A 15,821-nucleotide genomic window follows, 5' to 3' on the forward strand; every position below is an offset into this window, starting at 1 on the left:
GTTGCAAAATTATAAACATTTTCTAAATAGTCAGCCTTTTGAGCAGTTTGGAGTAATAATTTTTAAGCCCTGAAATCCTCATGAATTTTCCCGTAAGCCCTTCTATTTTCTCCCTGTCGTTTTCCTTTTGCGCCGAGGCGATTTCTTCGGTTATTTCCCTCAGCATGGCATCCACCACCTTCGATTTGTAGATGCACATGAGTTTGGGCACCGTTTCCGAGAGCGTGGCGGTTTCGTCCGGAACGGTATCGGCGAACTCCTTTATGGTTATGACATGCCTGTCGTACACATAGTCGAGTGTCTCTTCGGCGATGTTTTCATTCGGGTGGTGCAGGAAATAGCTTATTATCTCCTTGCCGTAGACAGGCGCGTTCCGGAAATATTCGTCGTAGATTTCCGAATACAGCCTGTTCCGCATTTCCAATCCGTCTTCGGACATGGAATTTTTTATGTATTCGGCCACTGTCACCGTATAGTCCGGATTTTCCGGATCGTATTCTACCGAACCCGGAGGGAATTTCAGTTTTTCATCCCCGAACTTGACAAGATAATAGGCGATTTCCTTTTCGCACGGGGCGAAAAAACGGTCGTTGATGAGCCCGTCTTCCCCATAGGTTTCCTCCTTTCTCCCTTCATGCCGGCTCTCGTCGGCCTTTGTCTCCTGTACGGTCCGGGACATCGCCGGGGATTGCGCTTTCGTGCTTTCCCTGGCCTTTTTTTCTTCGCGCAATGTCCTTACCCTTTCGAAGACGAGGTCCGGTTCTATGCCGAACATCGCCGCACACCTTTCGGCATACAGCGAACGCGCTATGGCATCGGGTATGACGGCGATGCTTGTCGATATGTTGTTTATGAGGCCCGCCCTTTTCCTCGGGTCGTCTCCGGCCTCTTCGAGAAGGAGTGAGGCCTTGAAGTCTATGAAGTCCTGCTCATGCCCGCTGATGAATTCCTCGACTTCCTCCCTTGTGTGTTTCATGGAGAATGAGTCGGGGTCGTCCCCGTCCGGGATAAGCACTATCTTGACGTTCATGCCTTCTTCGAGCACGAGGTCTATTCCGCGCAGGGAGGCCTTGATTCCGGCCGAATCCCCGTCATATAGGATTGTAATATTGGAGGTAAAGCGCCTGATGAGCCGTATCTGTTCCGTGGTAAGCGAAGTCCCGCTCGATGCCACCACGTTGGTTATGCCTGCCTGGTGCATGGAGATTACGTCCAGATAGCCTTCCACGAGCAGGCATTTGTCCTTTTTGCTTATTTCCCCCTTCGCAAAGTAGATTCCGTAAAGCGAACGCCTTTTCAGGTAGATTTCGCTTTCCGGCGAATTGACGTATTTCGCTATGGTCTTGTCTGCTTTCAGGGTACGCCCTCCGAATGCTATGACACGTCCGCTCAATGAATGTATCGGGAAAATCACCCTTTCGAAAAACCTGTCATAAAGTCCGCCTCCGTTCTCCTTTTCGATGCACAGCCCTGTGGCGGTGAGGAATTCCGGCTTGTAGCCGTTGGCTATGGCTTCCTTTGCGAACGAATCCCTTTTTGCGGGGGAGTAGCCCAGGCCGAAGAGGCGGATGGTGTCTTCGCGCAGCCTCCTTTTTTCCCGGAAATAGCTCAGCCCTACAGCCCGTCCTTCAGGGGTGTCCAGGAGGGTTTTGGCAAAATATTTTGCGGCGAATTCGTTTACGAGCATCATGCTTTCGCTCTTCATCCTGCTCGCTATTTCTTCGGCCGTCTCTTCCTTTTCCACCACATCGATGTGGTATTTGGCGGCAAGCCATTTGAGGGCCTCGGGATACGAAAGATGCTCATGTTCCATTATGAAATGGACCGCATCGCCTCCTTTGCCGCAGCCGAAGCATTTGAATATTCCCTTGCTCGGCGAGACTGAGAAGGACGGGGTCTTTTCATCATGGAACGGACAGCATGCGACATAATTCGCCCCCCTCCTTCTGAGGGAGACGAATTCGCCGATTACGTCTACGATTTGTGTCGCATCGAGTATTTTCTGTATGGTTTCCTGATTTATCATCAAAATTTTCTGAAACCGACGGCTTCCCTTGCCGCCCTGAGTGTCGCGGATGCGCTCGCCCGCGCCTTGTCCCTGCCTTCAGACACTACTTTTGAAAGATAGGCTTCGTCCGAAGAAACCGCATCGATGTGTTCCCTGATAGGCCTCGTCAGATTGCAGATGTCCTCGGCCAGCTGTTTTTTCATGTCCCCGTACCTAATCGAGCAGTCGTTCCATTTCTCCCTGAAATAGGCGACTGTGTCAGGTTTTGATACGAGTTCCATGATAGTGAACAGGTTCTGTATGACCTCCGGCATCGGGGAGCATGGTTCCTTGGGGCCTGAATCCGTTACGGCCTTCATGACCTTTTTCCTTATGGTCGCTTCGTCGTCGCAAAGATATATCGCATTCCCCTCGCTTTTCCCCATCTTTCCGCTTCCGTCAAGGCCCGGGACCTTTACGGGTTTTTCATTTCCGAAATTGAACGGATGAGGTTCCTTGAAAACTTCCGTGCCATAGAGGTTGTTGAACCTCCTTGCATAGACCCTTGCCATTTCCAGATGCTGTTCCTGGTCCTTGCCTACGGGTACGTAATCAGCATTATGGACAAGGATGTCCGATGCCATCAGTACGGGATAGGTAAGGAGCCCCGCGTTGATGTTTTCGGGGTTTTTCCTCGCCTTGTCCTTGAACGAGGCCGTCCTTTCGAGCTCTCCCTTGTATGCTATCATGTTGAGCAGCACGTAAAGCTCGCAGATTTCAGGCACGTCGCTCTGTACGAACAGCGCGCATTTCTCCGGGTCCAGGCCGGCTGCAAGGTATTCCGAAAGTATGATTTTTACATTTGCATGAAAATCGTCCGGATGCGGATGTGTCGTAAGCGAATGCAGGTCGGCTATGAAAAAATAGCAGTCGTAGCCGTTCTGCATCTTTACGAAATTTTTCAATGCCCCGAGGTAATTGCCGAGGTGCAGGTGTCCGGTGGAGCGTATCCCGCTTACTACTTTTTCCATTTCCGTCAGTCTTTGATGTTTTGGAGGACTTCCCTGATTTTACCCTCTATCTCGTCGCTCAGCTCGGTATTGTCCATGAGCATCTGTTTGACGGCTTCCCGTCCCTGGCCTATCTTGGTGTCCCCGTAGCTGAACCATGAACCGCTCTTTTTGATTATGTCGTATTCGACACCGAGGTCTATGATTTCACCCGTCCTGGATATTCCTTCCCCGAAAACTATGTCGAATTCGGCTTTCTTGAAAGGAGGGGCGAGCTTGTTCTTTACGATTTTTACCTTCGTCCTGTTCCCGAGGGCCTCTTCGCCGTCCTTGATCTGAGTGCTCTTCCTTACGTCGATGCGGACGGAGGCATAGAACTTCAGTGCGTTTCCTCCCGTTGTGGTCTCCGGATTGCCGAACATGACACCGATCTTGTCCCTGAGCTGGTTGATGAATATGCAGCAGGTATTCGTCTTGCTGATATTTGCGGTAAGTTTTCTTAAAGCCTGGCTCATGAGCCTTGCCTGCAAGCCCATTTTCGCATCTCCCATCTCCCCTTCGATTTCGGCCTTTGGCGTGAGCGCCGCCACCGAGTCTATCACGATGATGTCGATTGCTCCGGAACGTATGAGGTTGTCGGTTATTTCAAGAGCCTGTTCTCCGTTGTCCGGCTGCGATATGAGCAGCGAATCCACGTTCACGCCGAGGTTTTTCGCGTATGTACGGTCGAAAGCATGCTCGGCGTCGATTATCGCCGCTATGCCGCCCTGCTTCTGCGCTTCGGCGATGGCATGTATGGCAAGCGTGGTCTTACCGGACGATTCCGGTCCGAAAATCTCGATTACTCTTCCTCGCGGATATCCCCCGATTCCGAGGGCATGGTCCAAGGATATTGAACCCGACGGTATCACGGATACTTCCCATTTAGGCTGTTCGCCCAACTTCATGATGGTCCCTTTTCCGAAATCCTTTTCGATTTTGTCTATTGTCGCCTGCAAAGCCTTGAGTTTGGCGGCATTGACTTCAGGAGCCCTGTCTTCTACATCTTCTTTAGCCATAATGAAAGTCTGTTTTTAATTAGTGTTACAAAGTTTGCAAAGTTATCGAAAAAAATCGAATTTTGCACTATAAATCCGATTGCATTGAGAATATGAAGAAAAAACTGTTGGGGAAAAATCTATATGAATTGCAGGATGTCGTATCGTCTTACGGAACGCCTCTTTACGTTGCAAAACAGATGGCTGACTGGCTGTATAAAAAGAAGGTGCGCGACATCGGGGATATGACGAACCTGTCGAAGCAATTCAGGGAAAGGCTGTCGGAGGATTATGAAATCGGGGTGACTGAATATTCCGCGGTTTACAGGTCTTCGGACGGTACTAAAAAATATGTTTTCCCTGTGACGGGCGGCGGTTCCGTGGAAACTGTAATGATTCCGGAGCCGGACCGTGCTACTCTGTGCGTTTCGTCCCAGAACGGCTGCAAGATGAACTGTTCTTTCTGCATGACCGGGCGCGGCGGTTTCAGGGGGAATCTCGATGCTGCCGAAATAATGTCGCAGTATATCGCGGTGGACGAGGCCGACATGCTTACAAATACGGTTTTCATGGGGATGGGAGAGCCTTTGGACAATATCGATACCGTGATGCGCTGTCTTGAAATCCTCGTTTCCGACTGGGGTTTCGGCTGGAGCCCGAAGCGGATAACTGTATCCACGATAGGGGTCCTTCCTGCACTGCGGCGGTTTCTCGAAGAGTCCAGGTGCCATCTGGCCATAAGCCTTCACAATCCGTTCCCGGCCGAGCGGGAATCCATGATGCCTGTCGAAAAGGCGTTCCCGGTGTCCGAAACCATAGAACTGCTGAAAAAATACGATTTCAGCGGACAGCGCCGCGTGAGCTTCGAATACACGATGTTTGCCGGTGTAAACGATTCGGGAAGGCACTGCAACGCCCTGATGGCTATGCTCTCGGGCCTGGAATGCAGGATTAACCTGATACGTTTCCACAAAATCCCCGGCTCCAACCTGCTGCCGTCTCCGGATGTCGTGATGGAACGGTTCCGCGACAAGTTGAATTCCCATGGATTCATCTGTACGATAAGGGCTTCGAGAGGTGAAGACATAATGGCGGCCTGCGGAATGCTTGCCGGAAAGAAAGATTAATGGTATTTTTGTCCCTGTTATGAAAAACTTATCAGCCGGCATATTGTCTGTATTTGCAGCCCTGGCGTTCGTCCTGGTGCCGCAACGGTCCTGTTTCGGTTCCGAGGGCCCGGCAATGCCTGCCGATAAGGGGGAATCCCCTGTGGTCGCCCTTGTGCTGAGCGGGGGAGGGGCCAAGGGTGCGGCCCATGTGGGCGCGATAAAATATCTGGAATCCCTCGGCTATGATTTCGACATGGTGGTCGGCACGAGCATGGGCTCCATAATAGGCGGGCTCTATTCCCTCGGTTATACCGGGACCGAAATCGATTCGCTGATAAAGGCCCAGGACTGGTCGGTGCTGATGAACGACAGGACCCCGAGGAAGTATCTGTCCTATGCGAGCAAGAAGTACAGGGAAAAATATCTCCTTTCCATTTCTTTCGATTTCAAGGACCGTCTGGATACGCTCATCGGGGTCGCCAATCAGGACAGTCCCGTAATCGGCGATGCGTTTTTCCGTACCCTTCCTTCGGGTTTGGTCGCGGGACAGAATATATTCAATCTTTTTACCGGGTTGTCCGTAGGTTATCAGGATTCGCTGGATTTCAATACTTTGCCAATCCCTTTCGCCTGCGTGGCGACGGATTTGGTTACGGGGGACGAAATAGTTTTCCATGAGGGGCATTTTCCTACGGCGGTCAGGGCGTCCATGGCCATTCCGGTGTTTTTCGCCCCGGTGCGTTCCGGAGACCGCGTGCTGGTTGACGGCGGTACGCTGAACAATTATCCGGTGGATGTCGCCAAGAAAATGGGTGCGGATATTATAATAGGTGTCGATGTCAGCGGCGAAAAATCGGATTATTCGGAGATTAACAATATCGCGGACATCCTCGGCAGCGTGATTTCATTGATGGGGGATACGAAATATCAGGGAAATGTCGATGATACGGACATATACATACGGCCCCAGCTTTCAGGGTACGGGACGATGAGTTTCGATGATGCGAGCATAGACACGATTGTGGACAGGGGATACCGTGCCGCCAAACTGAAAGAAAAGGAACTTAAGGAAATGCTTGCCGACATAAGGCGCGCCAAGGGTTATTCTGAAAATTATTCCGGGGGACAGCGTTTGAACGCCCCGCCGGCAGTCAATCTCTATTCAGACTCGATCATGCTCGCATCGGTCAGGATACATGGGGTGAACAAGGCCGAGCGCGCATGGTTGAAGAAAAATATAGAACTTCCTTTGTATCAAAATATAACAAGCGATGATATCGATGCCGCGATAAGCAGCATCTACAGTACGGAGGCCTTCAGTTCGGTCACATACGAGCTTGTGGGGAAAACCAGTCCGTACGAAATGAGGATATTCTGCACGAAGGGCAATGCGCACAAACTCGGGCTTGGGGCCCGTTTCGATACGGAAGAAGTGGCGGCCGTGCTCCTGAATGCAGGTTTCAACAGCAAGAAACTCACCGGGTCGAAATACGATCTGACACTCAGGCTGAGCATGAACCCTTATTTCAGGTTCGATTATTCATACATGGCGCCTAAGATTCCGAGGCTCAATTTTTCGCTCGGGCTTTATTCGGAAAGCGCCGATATCATAAGCAACGGGAAGAAGGGTGCGGACCTGAAATTCTACAAATTCGATGTTTCCGCTTTCATTTCCAATATTTCATTTAAAAATATAGACATGCAACTCGGGGTGAGGACGGACGGTTTTTATATCCGCTCGTTCCTTACTTCGTCGGATATCGTCGGAAACTACGATATAACACAGAATCTGAACAGTTATCTTTCGGCTTTCGCTTCATTCCGGGTTGACAATCTGGATGATGCCTATTTTCCTAAGCGCGGTTTTACTGCCGGGCTGGATTATTCTTATTATTTTACAGGATTCTACAAAAGTTTCAATCCTTTCCATTCGGTGAGCTTCGATGCCCGTGTCGCCGTCCCGCTTTCACGGATTTTCACTCTGATTCCTTCCCTGTACGGACGTTTCCTTTTCGGGAACAACATCCCTTTCCCTTATATGAATGTCATGGGGGGACTTGAGCCGGGCAGGTATTTCGACCAGCAGTTCGCTTTCGTGGGAACGCAGGATCTGAACGTTTTCCGGAATTACCTTACGGCCGTGAGGTGCGACCTGAGGGCCAATGTCTACGGCAACCATTACCTGTCGCTGATGGTGAATTATGCCAGGGACTGCGAGCGGTTGAAATATTATCTGAACGGGGACGGCTATATAGGGGCTGGTCTGGAATATTCGTTCAAATCCATGATCGGGCCTATCTCGGGTTCCGTCTTCTGGTCGAATTATACAAAAAACGTAGGTGTGTATGTCAGCATCGGATATTACTTCTGATTATGACAGGCTGTTGGACAGGATGCGCCGGGCTTGTTCGCGGCGTGAGTACTGTTCGGCCGATATCAGGCGGAAGCTGTCGGCAGCGGGAGCCCCGTCAGCACTGTCAGGAAAAATATTGTCATCGTTGAAGTCGGAAGGATATCTCGATGACGGCCGTTATGCGCGGGCCTATTGCCGGGACAAGTCCGGTCTGTCCGGCTGGGGAGAGGCGAAAATCCGCTATGCCCTCGGCTTGAAAGGCATCCCGGGTCCGGTCATTGACGAAGCCTTGTCCCAAATAGATTCCGATGCAGCGTGCAGGCGGATGGATGCCGTCCTTTCTTCAAAGCTGGCTGAAATCCGGCGTAGCCATCCCGGGATTTCCCGCGGCGAGTGCCTTTCCCGTCTCCTTCGCTTTGCGGCAGGGCGCGGCTATTCCTATGGAGAGGTGATGGAAAGCCTGAAACGCAATAAGTCGTGATTTTTTGTATTTTGTTTTTGTAATGACGGTAAGTTCCCCATTATAAATTGCCGTTATCCCTTTTAATGCGTATCTTTGCACCTTTGTAAATGATAAGGCAAAGATATGGAAAGATTGGCAATAGGCTCGGATCATGCCGGGTATGAAATGAAATTGAAAATCATAGATTATCTGAAAGGGAAAGGCTATGAATGCGTGGATTTCGGTACGTATTCGGCTGACAGTTGCAATTATGCCGAATATGGCATTGCTGTAGGAAAGGCGGTGGCAAGCGGGGAATTCAGGAAAGGGATACTCATTTGCGGTACTGGCGTAGGTATTTCAATCAGCGCCAACAAGGTGAACGGTATACGTGCCGTGGTATGTTCCGAACCCCTTTCGGCAAAGATGTCCCGTGAGCACAACGATTCGAACATCCTGGCTTTCGGTTCCCGCATCGTGGGGATTGAGCTTGCCAAAATGATTGTCGACGAGTGGCTTGCTGCCGAGTTCCAGGGAGGCCGCCATGCCAATAGGGTGGCTACCATTACCGAATACGAGCAAAACCGTTAATATACTGGAAGGCTATGATATCAAATGAAGAAATCACTGCCTTGCAGCAGCGCATACTGACGCTGGGGAGGTGTCTTTGACATCGAATCCAAGCGTGACAAGGTAAAGGAGGCCGCTGAAAAGGAGCAGGAAGCGGGCTTTTGGGATGACCCCAAGGCTGCCGAGAAATTTCTTAAGGAGGTGGCCCCTTTAAAATTTTGGGTGGCATCATACGATGAACTCATGTCGATGTCCGATGATTTGCAGGTTCTTGCCGAATTCGGCGAAGAATCCGCGGCAGAGGTCAATGAAACTTACGATAAGTTGAGGGACAAGCTCGAAGCCCTCGAAATGCGGAACATGCTCGGCGAGGAAGGCGACAACCTCGGAGCTATTCTGACTATCAATTCAGGAGCCGGCGGTACGGAAAGCAACGACTGGTCGGCCATGCTCATGCGCATGTATGCCCGCTGGGGCGAAAGGAACGGTTACAAGGTCACGGTTACGGATGTGCTTGACGGAGAAGAAGCAGGAATCAAATCCGCAACCCTGGAATTCGAAGGGGATTTCGCTTTCGGCTATCTCAAGGCGGAGAGCGGAGTGCACAGGCTTGTCCGCATTTCCCCTTTTAACGCCCAGGGAAAAAGGCAGACTACGTTTTCTTCTGTCTTCGTTTATCCTCTTGTGGACGATACCATTGAGATAGAAATCAATCCCGGAGACCTCGAATGGGACACGTACCGTTCGAGCGGTGCCGGAGGTCAGAATGTCAACAAGGTCGAAACCGGAGTCCGCGTGCGCCATATCCCGACAGGGATAGTCGTTGAAAATACCGAGACCCGCTCTCAGCTGGACAACCGGCAGAGGGCCCTGCGTATATTGAAGTCCCGTCTGTACGATTTGGAGTTGAAGAAACGCCAGGAAAAACAGGCGGAGCTCGAAGGCAAGAAAATGAAAATAGAGTGGGGCTCCCAGATACGCAGTTATGTCCTCCATCCCTACAAGATGGTCAAGGATTTGCGTACCGGTTATGAAACTTCGGATACCCAGGCCGTTCTGGACGGGGATTTGAACGAATTCATGAAAGTTTATCTGATGGGAAATGGAAATAAACAGTAAAATATAATTATGGCTATGGAGTTTAAATATGCACCGATGTTTCAGCTTGGAGAAGACAAGACTGAATACTATCTGCTTACAAAAGACTATGTTTCCGTAAGCGAATTCGAAGGAAAACCGATACTGAAGGTTGCCAGGGAAGGCCTTACCGCTATGGCGAATGCCGCTTTCAGGGATGTTTCCTTCATGCTTCGTCCCGAGCATAATGCGCAGGTCGCCAAGATACTGGCCGACCCTCAGGCGAGCGACAATGACAAATACGTAGCGTTGACTTTCCTCAGGAATGCGGAGATTTCATGCAAGGGGAAACTCCCTCTCTGCCAGGATACCGGAACAGCTATAATACATGGCGAAAAAGGCCAGCAGGTATGGACCGGATACGATGATGAAGAAGCCCTGTCGCTCGGAGTTTTCAAGACATATACGGAAGAAAATCTCCGTTATTCGCAGAATGCCCCCCTTACCATGTACGAAGAGGTGAATACCAAATGCAACCTTCCGGCGCAGATAGACATCGAGGCGACCGAAGGCATGGAATACCGTTTCCTCTGCATCACCAAGGGCGGCGGCTCGGCAAACAAGACCTATCTCTATCAGGAGACCAAGGCTATACTGAACCCCGGTACGCTCGTTCCTTTCCTTGTAGAGAAGATGAAGACTCTCGGGACGGCAGCCTGCCCTCCTTACCACATTGCCTTCGTCATAGGCGGTACTTCTGCCGAGCGCAATCTTCTGACGGTAAAACTGGCTTCCGCCCATTTTTATGACAGCCTTCCTGCCACAGGGGATGCTACCGGCCGCGCATTCAGGGACGTGGAACTTGAAAAACAGGTTCTTGAAGAGGCATATAAAATAGGTCTCGGTGCCCAGTTCGGAGGAAAATATTTCGCCCACGACGTGAGGATTGTCCGTCTTCCGCGTCACGGCGCGAGCTGCCCTGTAGGACTCGGCGTAAGCTGTTCAGCCGACAGGAACATCAAGTGCAAGATAAACAAGGACGGTATCTGGATTGAAAAACTCGATGACAATCCTGGTCGCTGGATTCCTGAGGAGCTCCGCAACGCAGGTGAAGGGGATGCCGTCAGGATAGACCTTGACCGCCCTATGTCCGAGATACTCAAGGAACTTACCAAATATCCGGTTTCTACTAGGCTGAGCCTTAACGGTACCATCATCGTGGCCCGCGACATAGCGCATGCCCGTATCAAGGAACGTCTCGACCGTGGCGAGGAAATGCCTCAGTACCTTAAAGACCATCCGGTATATTATGCCGGACCGGCCAAGACTCCTGCCGGGATGGCATGCGGTTCCATGGGGCCTACTACGGCCGGCCGTATGGACCCATACGTGGACTTGTTCCAAAGCCACGGAGGCAGCATGGTGATGCTTGCCAAAGGCAACCGTTCCCAGCAGGTTACGGATGCCTGCAAGAAACACGGCGGCTTCTATCTCGGTTCCATCGGCGGCCCTGCCGCAATCCTTGCGCAGAACAACATCAAGTCCATCGAGTGCGTGGAATACCCTGAACTCGGCATGGAGGCCATTTGGAAGATAGACGTAGTCGATTTCCCTGCATTCATCCTTGTGGACGACAAGGGCAACGATTTCTTCAAACAGCTCAGGCCTGTCTGCACTTGCGGGAAATAGTCCGGACGGACAAGTCATTGTACGCTATATTTGCGCACTCGCTTAACGGCAATGCCTGCGGCGGGCTTGAATATCCGATATATGAAATTTTTGTTTTTATTATTCATGCTGACCGGCTTTTCTTTCTCCGCGCCTGATGGACAGGTCGGAGGAAAAGTCGTGGACAGCAAGACACAGGAGCCTCTTGTCGGGGTTACCATTATCCTGAGGGACAACCCGATGGTGGGCACTATTACGGATGCGGACGGAGACTTCTCGCTTCCTGTCGATGATTTGCAGGAAGTATTGAAAGTCATATATCTGGGTTACGAATCGTGTGAGGTGGACCTTGCTTCGGTAACATGGCCGCTGGTCATTGAGATGGACAGGGACAACTTCAGGCTGGATGAAGCCGTTATCACCGGCCAGGGAGCGGAAATCTCCAGACGGCGACTGTCTTCGAATGTCGCTACCGTGGACGAAGCGGAACTGGAAAATCTGCCTCAGGGACGTGTCGATCAGATGTTGCAGAACGCACTTCCCAATGTGCAGATAACCATGTCCAACGGGCAGCCGGGGACAACTTCCCTGGTTAAGTCCCGTGGCCTGTCATCGGCCTATTCGTCATCCACCCCCGTAATCTATGTGGACGGTGTACGTGTTGACAATATGAATACCGGTGCGGCATTGAACAATCCGTTGGACGGTAATACTGCCATGAGCGGTTCTATCGGCGACATCCCCATGGAGAACATCGACCATATCGAATATGTGACCGGGGGTGCGGCTACTACGCTGTACGGTTCCGATGCTGCAAACGGTGTGATTCAGATTTTTACGAAAAAGGGCGGCTATGGAGGCATGAACATCTCTTTCGAGGCGCAGTTGGGTGCAGAGGTGGCTTCCTCGCAGTTCTATCATTTCAAACGCACAAAGGATTTGCTGCATCAGAACGGCTTTTATCAGAAATACAGGCTGGCGATGGACGCTGGAAACGAAAAATACGGTTTCAGCCTTGGTTTCAGCATGAGTGACGACACCGGTACGTTGATACACAATGCCAATGAAGACAGAAAATACGATTTGCGTTTTGGGTCGCGCCTCAAAATAAACAAGTGGATAGAATACCAGAATTCTTTCGGCATGACACTCGAAGATTTCGGGCGTAGCCGTAACGGCAATGAGGGCGGATATACGGGCCTGTGGTTTACCGAAGGTTCGGCGGCTGCCAATTTTACTTATACGACCCCTGACGGGGATGTCGTGAGTTACAATCCCGACATCGATGCTGCGGACGAATACGAATACAGCCAGATGAAGGCATTTGTCGATAAGGCCGAGGCGTTGCAGTATAACAAAGAATCGGTACGCCGTTTCCAGACCTCCCATTCGATAAAATTGACCCCGTTGAGTAATCTGACACTCAAAGGGACGGTCGGCCTGGACTATCGCCTGAACAACAACAAGGTCATTACTACCAATGAATTTCTGATTCATACACAACAGAAACCGGCAGGCACGTCGGATGCCGGAAGCATCAATAATTTTGACCGTAAATACATGGGTGTCACCGTAGACCTGAACGCCCAGTACAGATACCGCTACGAGGACCTGCTGAGCTCTTTCACGACGGCGGGATTCCAATTTTTCAGTACTTACGACCATCAGTCCGTCTACAACGGTTCCAATGTGAGGGACGGGGCCCAGATTATTACCGGCGCGGGTGTCCAGACATCTGACGAATGGTTGAGCTTTCTTTACAATTACGGTGTGTTCGTGCAGGAAAACATAGGATTCAAAGACAAGTATTACATAGATTTGGGCTTGCGTGCCGACTATAACACAGCTTTCGGCGACAATGTAGGCTGGCAGCTGTACCCGAAGGTGGGACTGTCTTACCTGTTGTCGGATGAAAAATTCATGCGGCCGGTTATCGAAAGCCGTGTCTTGACGTCATTGAAAATTTTCGCGAATTACGGTGTCGCCGGAAATTATCCTCCGGCATTCGCTTATCAGAAAACCATAGACGTCAATTCATTCCTCGGGCAGCAGGCGGCTTCGTTCGGTCAGTACGGGAATCCCGACCTCGGACCGGAGAAGAAACATTCTTACGAGGCCGGTTTTAACACCGTGCTTTTCGACAATTTCCTGAACATCGGATTCACATACTATTATGCGCTTACCAAGGGCGCATTGTTCAGCGTGCCGTCTCTCCCTTCGTCTGGTCAGGAAGCCAGCTATCTGAAAAATGTCGGGGAAATCGAGAACAAGGGAGTGGAAATCACCACTTCTTTCCAGCTTGTGGATACCCGTGACTGGTATGTGAGGCTGAACGCATCTTTCAACACCAATCACAACAAGGTGCTCGATGCCGGCGGAACAGTCCCGTTTGCCATCGGAGGTTTCTCTTCGCGTACCGTGCAGACTGTCGTGGAGGAAGGGAAGCCTGTAGGGTTCATACGGGGTTCCAAGGCTGTCCTTAATCCTGACGGGACCCTGAAGGAAGTGCTGCAACTACAGGATTTGGGCTCTACCTTGCCTGTGTTCTACGGGAACTTCTCGCTTAATGTGAATTACAAGAACCTGTCATTCTTCATGAGCGGGGATTATCAGGCCGGTTCGTATGTCCACTCTTTCGACCGTCAGTTCCGCTTTTCAAAAGGTCTGAAAGACGACAGTATTCCGGAGCAGGCCCTTGAGGGGATATCCCAGTCCCAGGCCTGGCTCGATTTTACAAACTTTTTTGTCGAAAAGGCCGATTTTCTGAAAATACGCAATATCGGTATCAGCTATGCATTCAGTCCGCGTAAATTGCTGGAGAAAGTCATTGTAGGGTTCAATGTCTACAATCCGTTTGCATTCACGGCTTCATCGGTGGATCCCGAGGCCACTTTGTCCGGAGGTCTGTCGCAAGGGGCCGTGACTACGGGAGGAATCAACTATTCGACCTATTCCACGCCGCGCCAGTACATATTTAGTGTGAAAATCTTGTTTAAACAATTATAGGAAAATTGCTTTTGGAAGAATCGTTTTCCGGACTTTAAAAATGAAAATGAAGAATTTGAAATACATAATCTTGTCGGTTTTCGCCTGTCTGTCGCTTAGTTCATGCGACCTGTTGCTTCCTGGCAGCATTGTAAATCCTAATGTCAGCGATGATACGTTTCTGGAGTCGGACAATGCGATGCAGGCATGGGTAAACGGGGCCAACCGTTCTTTCGCCGTGGCAGTGGGCAACTATTGTATGCTGATGGAAATACTTTCCGACAATTATTTCAACAATTATTCCCGGAGCAGCCAGGTATTCGATATACCACGTATCCTCTATACGGATACGGATGTGGCTGATTTGCAGAGGTATGTCGGAATGTTGCGCGAAACTGCCGATTACGGCCTCGGCCCTGTCGCCGATGCTGATCCGGCCACTACGCAGGAAGATTTGTTCAATCTGTATTATATCAAGGCGTTTTCCTTTATTTTGGGAGGCGAACATTTCCGCGGACTTCCCGATACGGAGGGAGGGGAGATAAGGACCTGGCAGGAGTATCTCCATACGGCTTTGGAGGTGCTGGACAGGACATTGGAATATGCCGGCACGGACGAAGAAAAGGCCTTCGTACACACGCTGAAGGCCCGGGTGTATTACCGTTTGGGCGATAGGGAGAACGCTTCTGCCGAGGCCGTCGTGGCCTTGGGACTTTCTTCCGATTTTGTCCGGCAGGTGGAGTTTGATGGGGACAACGCCGTAAACAATCCTATCCAGGAAGCCGTGTGGGGTACATGGTTCCAGCCTCTTCCGCGACTTGATTTTCTCGACCCGAAATATTTCCAGCTCTCCGCAACCGAGCAGCGTCCCATCAATATCGCCAAGGCGGAGGAAAATTATCTTATTCTGGCCGAGGCGAGCCTGGCTGCCATGGACGAGGCCGGGGCGAAGGATTATATGCGGCAACTGCTTGCCTTAGTGAAGTCCCGCCCGGTACAGGATGGTATCAATGACCAGCTGGAGGGACGCTTCAACGGAGGTTTCAAACATTATCCGGACAGTCCGGAGTACAAGGTGGCCGCCTCTGCTGGCGAACCGTTCCGTGAAGGTCTGGTGCTCGACCGCCGCAAACCGGCTCTTATATCCATACCGTATATTTCAGGCACTTCGGTGACGGATGAGATGATTGACAATGCTTCCGGCATAGACGGGACACTTGAACTGCTTTATCTGATGCGGCAGGAGATATTCTTTGCGGAAGGAAGGCGTGCCGCGGATTTGGGCATCCGTCTGCCCGTATGCGAGGTTGAGGCCGCCAATAACCCGTCCGCGGCAGGTTATACTGATGCCGTGATTCCCCCATTCATCCCCTTGAACCAGGGTATGGACGACTTTACGATGGACGAAGCTGCCAAGGAGGTCACAATCACATACAACATGAACAGGATAATCGTTGAGAACAAATCCTCGGAATGCGTGGCTCCGTTCTTTGGGTAGGCGGTTCTTATGGTTTTGCCGTGATTTACCGGGAAAGTGATTTATCCCGGAAAGTGAACCAAATTTCCACGAATCTGCGGCACTT

Annotated in this window: 11 protein-coding genes; 8 read left to right on the forward strand and 3 right to left on the reverse strand. The window is 50.9% G+C overall.

Translation table 11 applies throughout. From position 1 onward, the window contains the following. Nucleotides 1–22: 22 nt before the first annotated feature. The 3 genes from dnaG to recA are packed head-to-tail and all read right to left on the reverse strand — an operon-like array spanning nt 23 to nt 4,055. On the reverse strand, nt 23–2,026 hold the full coding sequence (gene dnaG / locus B5F83_RS06770; protein WP_087278786.1) for a DNA primase: 2,004 nt from the start codon (nt 2,024–2,026) through the stop codon (nt 23–25). Next, entirely contained in the window at nt 2,026–3,018 is a 993-nt protein-coding gene (gene trpS, locus B5F83_RS06775) for a tryptophan--tRNA ligase (protein WP_087278784.1), read from the reverse strand. Before trpS ends, dnaG begins: the two co-directional genes overlap by 1 nt. A gap of 5 nt (nt 3,019–3,023) precedes the next feature. Beyond that, nucleotides 3,024–4,055, reverse strand: a complete 1,032-nt coding sequence (recA, locus tag B5F83_RS06780) for a recombinase RecA (protein ID WP_087278781.1) — start codon at nt 4,053–4,055, stop codon at nt 3,024–3,026. Between the two features lie 92 nt (nt 4,056–4,147). Here recA and rlmN point away from each other — a divergent pair, with 92 nt between their 5' ends. From rlmN to B5F83_RS06820, 8 genes are all read left to right on the forward strand, one after another. Next, the gene (gene rlmN, locus B5F83_RS06785) at nt 4,148–5,161 is read left to right on the forward strand and encodes a 23S rRNA (adenine(2503)-C(2))-methyltransferase RlmN (RefSeq protein WP_087278778.1); all 1,014 of its coding nucleotides are present in this window, start codon (nt 4,148–4,150) and stop codon (nt 5,159–5,161) included. Nucleotides 5,162–5,180: 19 nt separating this feature from the next. Further along, nucleotides 5,181–7,514 (forward strand): patatin-like phospholipase family protein, encoded by a 2,334-nt coding sequence (locus B5F83_RS06790; RefSeq protein WP_087278775.1) that lies wholly within the window; start codon nt 5,181–5,183, stop codon nt 7,512–7,514. Then, entirely contained in the window at nt 7,489–7,977 is a 489-nt protein-coding gene (locus B5F83_RS06795; protein ID WP_087278772.1) for a regulatory protein RecX, read from the forward strand. The genes B5F83_RS06790 and B5F83_RS06795 overlap by 26 nt, the downstream gene beginning before the upstream one ends. 105 nt (nt 7,978–8,082) lie before the next feature. Beyond that, on the forward strand, nt 8,083–8,529 hold the full coding sequence (gene rpiB, locus B5F83_RS06800) for a ribose 5-phosphate isomerase B (RefSeq protein WP_087278769.1): 447 nt from the start codon (nt 8,083–8,085) through the stop codon (nt 8,527–8,529). Nucleotides 8,530–8,543: 14 nt separating this feature from the next. After that, nucleotides 8,544–9,627 (forward strand): peptide chain release factor 2 gene (gene prfB / locus B5F83_RS06805; RefSeq protein WP_143822485.1). Its coding sequence is split into 2 segments (ribosomal slippage): nt 8,544–8,606 and nt 8,608–9,627, totalling 1,083 coding nucleotides; the frame shifts between segments, so codons are not numbered across the junction. A gap of 9 nt (nt 9,628–9,636) precedes the next feature. Beyond that, nucleotides 9,637–11,274: a fumarate hydratase gene (locus tag B5F83_RS06810; RefSeq protein ID WP_087278763.1), complete on the forward strand. Its 1,638-nt coding sequence runs from the start codon at nt 9,637–9,639 to the stop codon at nt 11,272–11,274. 81 nt (nt 11,275–11,355) lie between these two features. After that, a complete protein-coding gene (locus tag B5F83_RS06815; protein WP_239383837.1) occupies nt 11,356–14,259 on the forward strand; it encodes a TonB-dependent receptor in 2,904 nt (967 codons plus the stop codon). A 46-nt stretch (nt 14,260–14,305) separates the two neighbouring features. Then, nucleotides 14,306–15,736, forward strand: a complete 1,431-nt coding sequence (locus B5F83_RS06820; RefSeq protein WP_087278979.1) for a hypothetical protein — start codon at nt 14,306–14,308, stop codon at nt 15,734–15,736. The last annotated feature ends 85 nt before the right edge of the window (nt 15,737–15,821 follow it).

The sequence above is a fragment of the Muribaculum sp. An289 genome (assembly GCF_002159555.1).
Classification (GTDB): domain Bacteria; phylum Bacteroidota; class Bacteroidia; order Bacteroidales; family UBA932; genus Merdivivens; species Merdivivens faecigallinarum.

Coding starts and splice junctions, on each gene's coding strand:
- dnaG (WP_087278786.1), bottom strand. CDS start 2,026: ATGATAAATCAGGAAACCATACAGAAAATACTCGATGCGACACAAATC.
- trpS (WP_087278784.1), bottom strand. CDS start 3,018: ATGGAAAAAGTAGTAAGCGGGATACGCTCCACCGGACACCTGCACCTC.
- recA (WP_087278781.1), bottom strand. CDS start 4,055: ATGGCTAAAGAAGATGTAGAAGACAGGGCTCCTGAAGTCAATGCCGCC.
- rlmN (WP_087278778.1), top strand. CDS start 4,148: ATGAAGAAAAAACTGTTGGGGAAAAATCTATATGAATTGCAGGATGTC.
- B5F83_RS06790 (WP_087278775.1), top strand. CDS start 5,181: ATGAAAAACTTATCAGCCGGCATATTGTCTGTATTTGCAGCCCTGGCG.
- B5F83_RS06795 (WP_087278772.1), top strand. CDS start 7,489: ATGTCAGCATCGGATATTACTTCTGATTATGACAGGCTGTTGGACAGG.
- rpiB (WP_087278769.1), top strand. CDS start 8,083: ATGGAAAGATTGGCAATAGGCTCGGATCATGCCGGGTATGAAATGAAA.
- B5F83_RS06810 (WP_087278763.1), top strand. CDS start 9,637: ATGGCTATGGAGTTTAAATATGCACCGATGTTTCAGCTTGGAGAAGAC.
- B5F83_RS06815 (WP_239383837.1), top strand. CDS start 11,356: ATGAAATTTTTGTTTTTATTATTCATGCTGACCGGCTTTTCTTTCTCC.
- B5F83_RS06820 (WP_087278979.1), top strand. CDS start 14,306: ATGAAGAATTTGAAATACATAATCTTGTCGGTTTTCGCCTGTCTGTCG.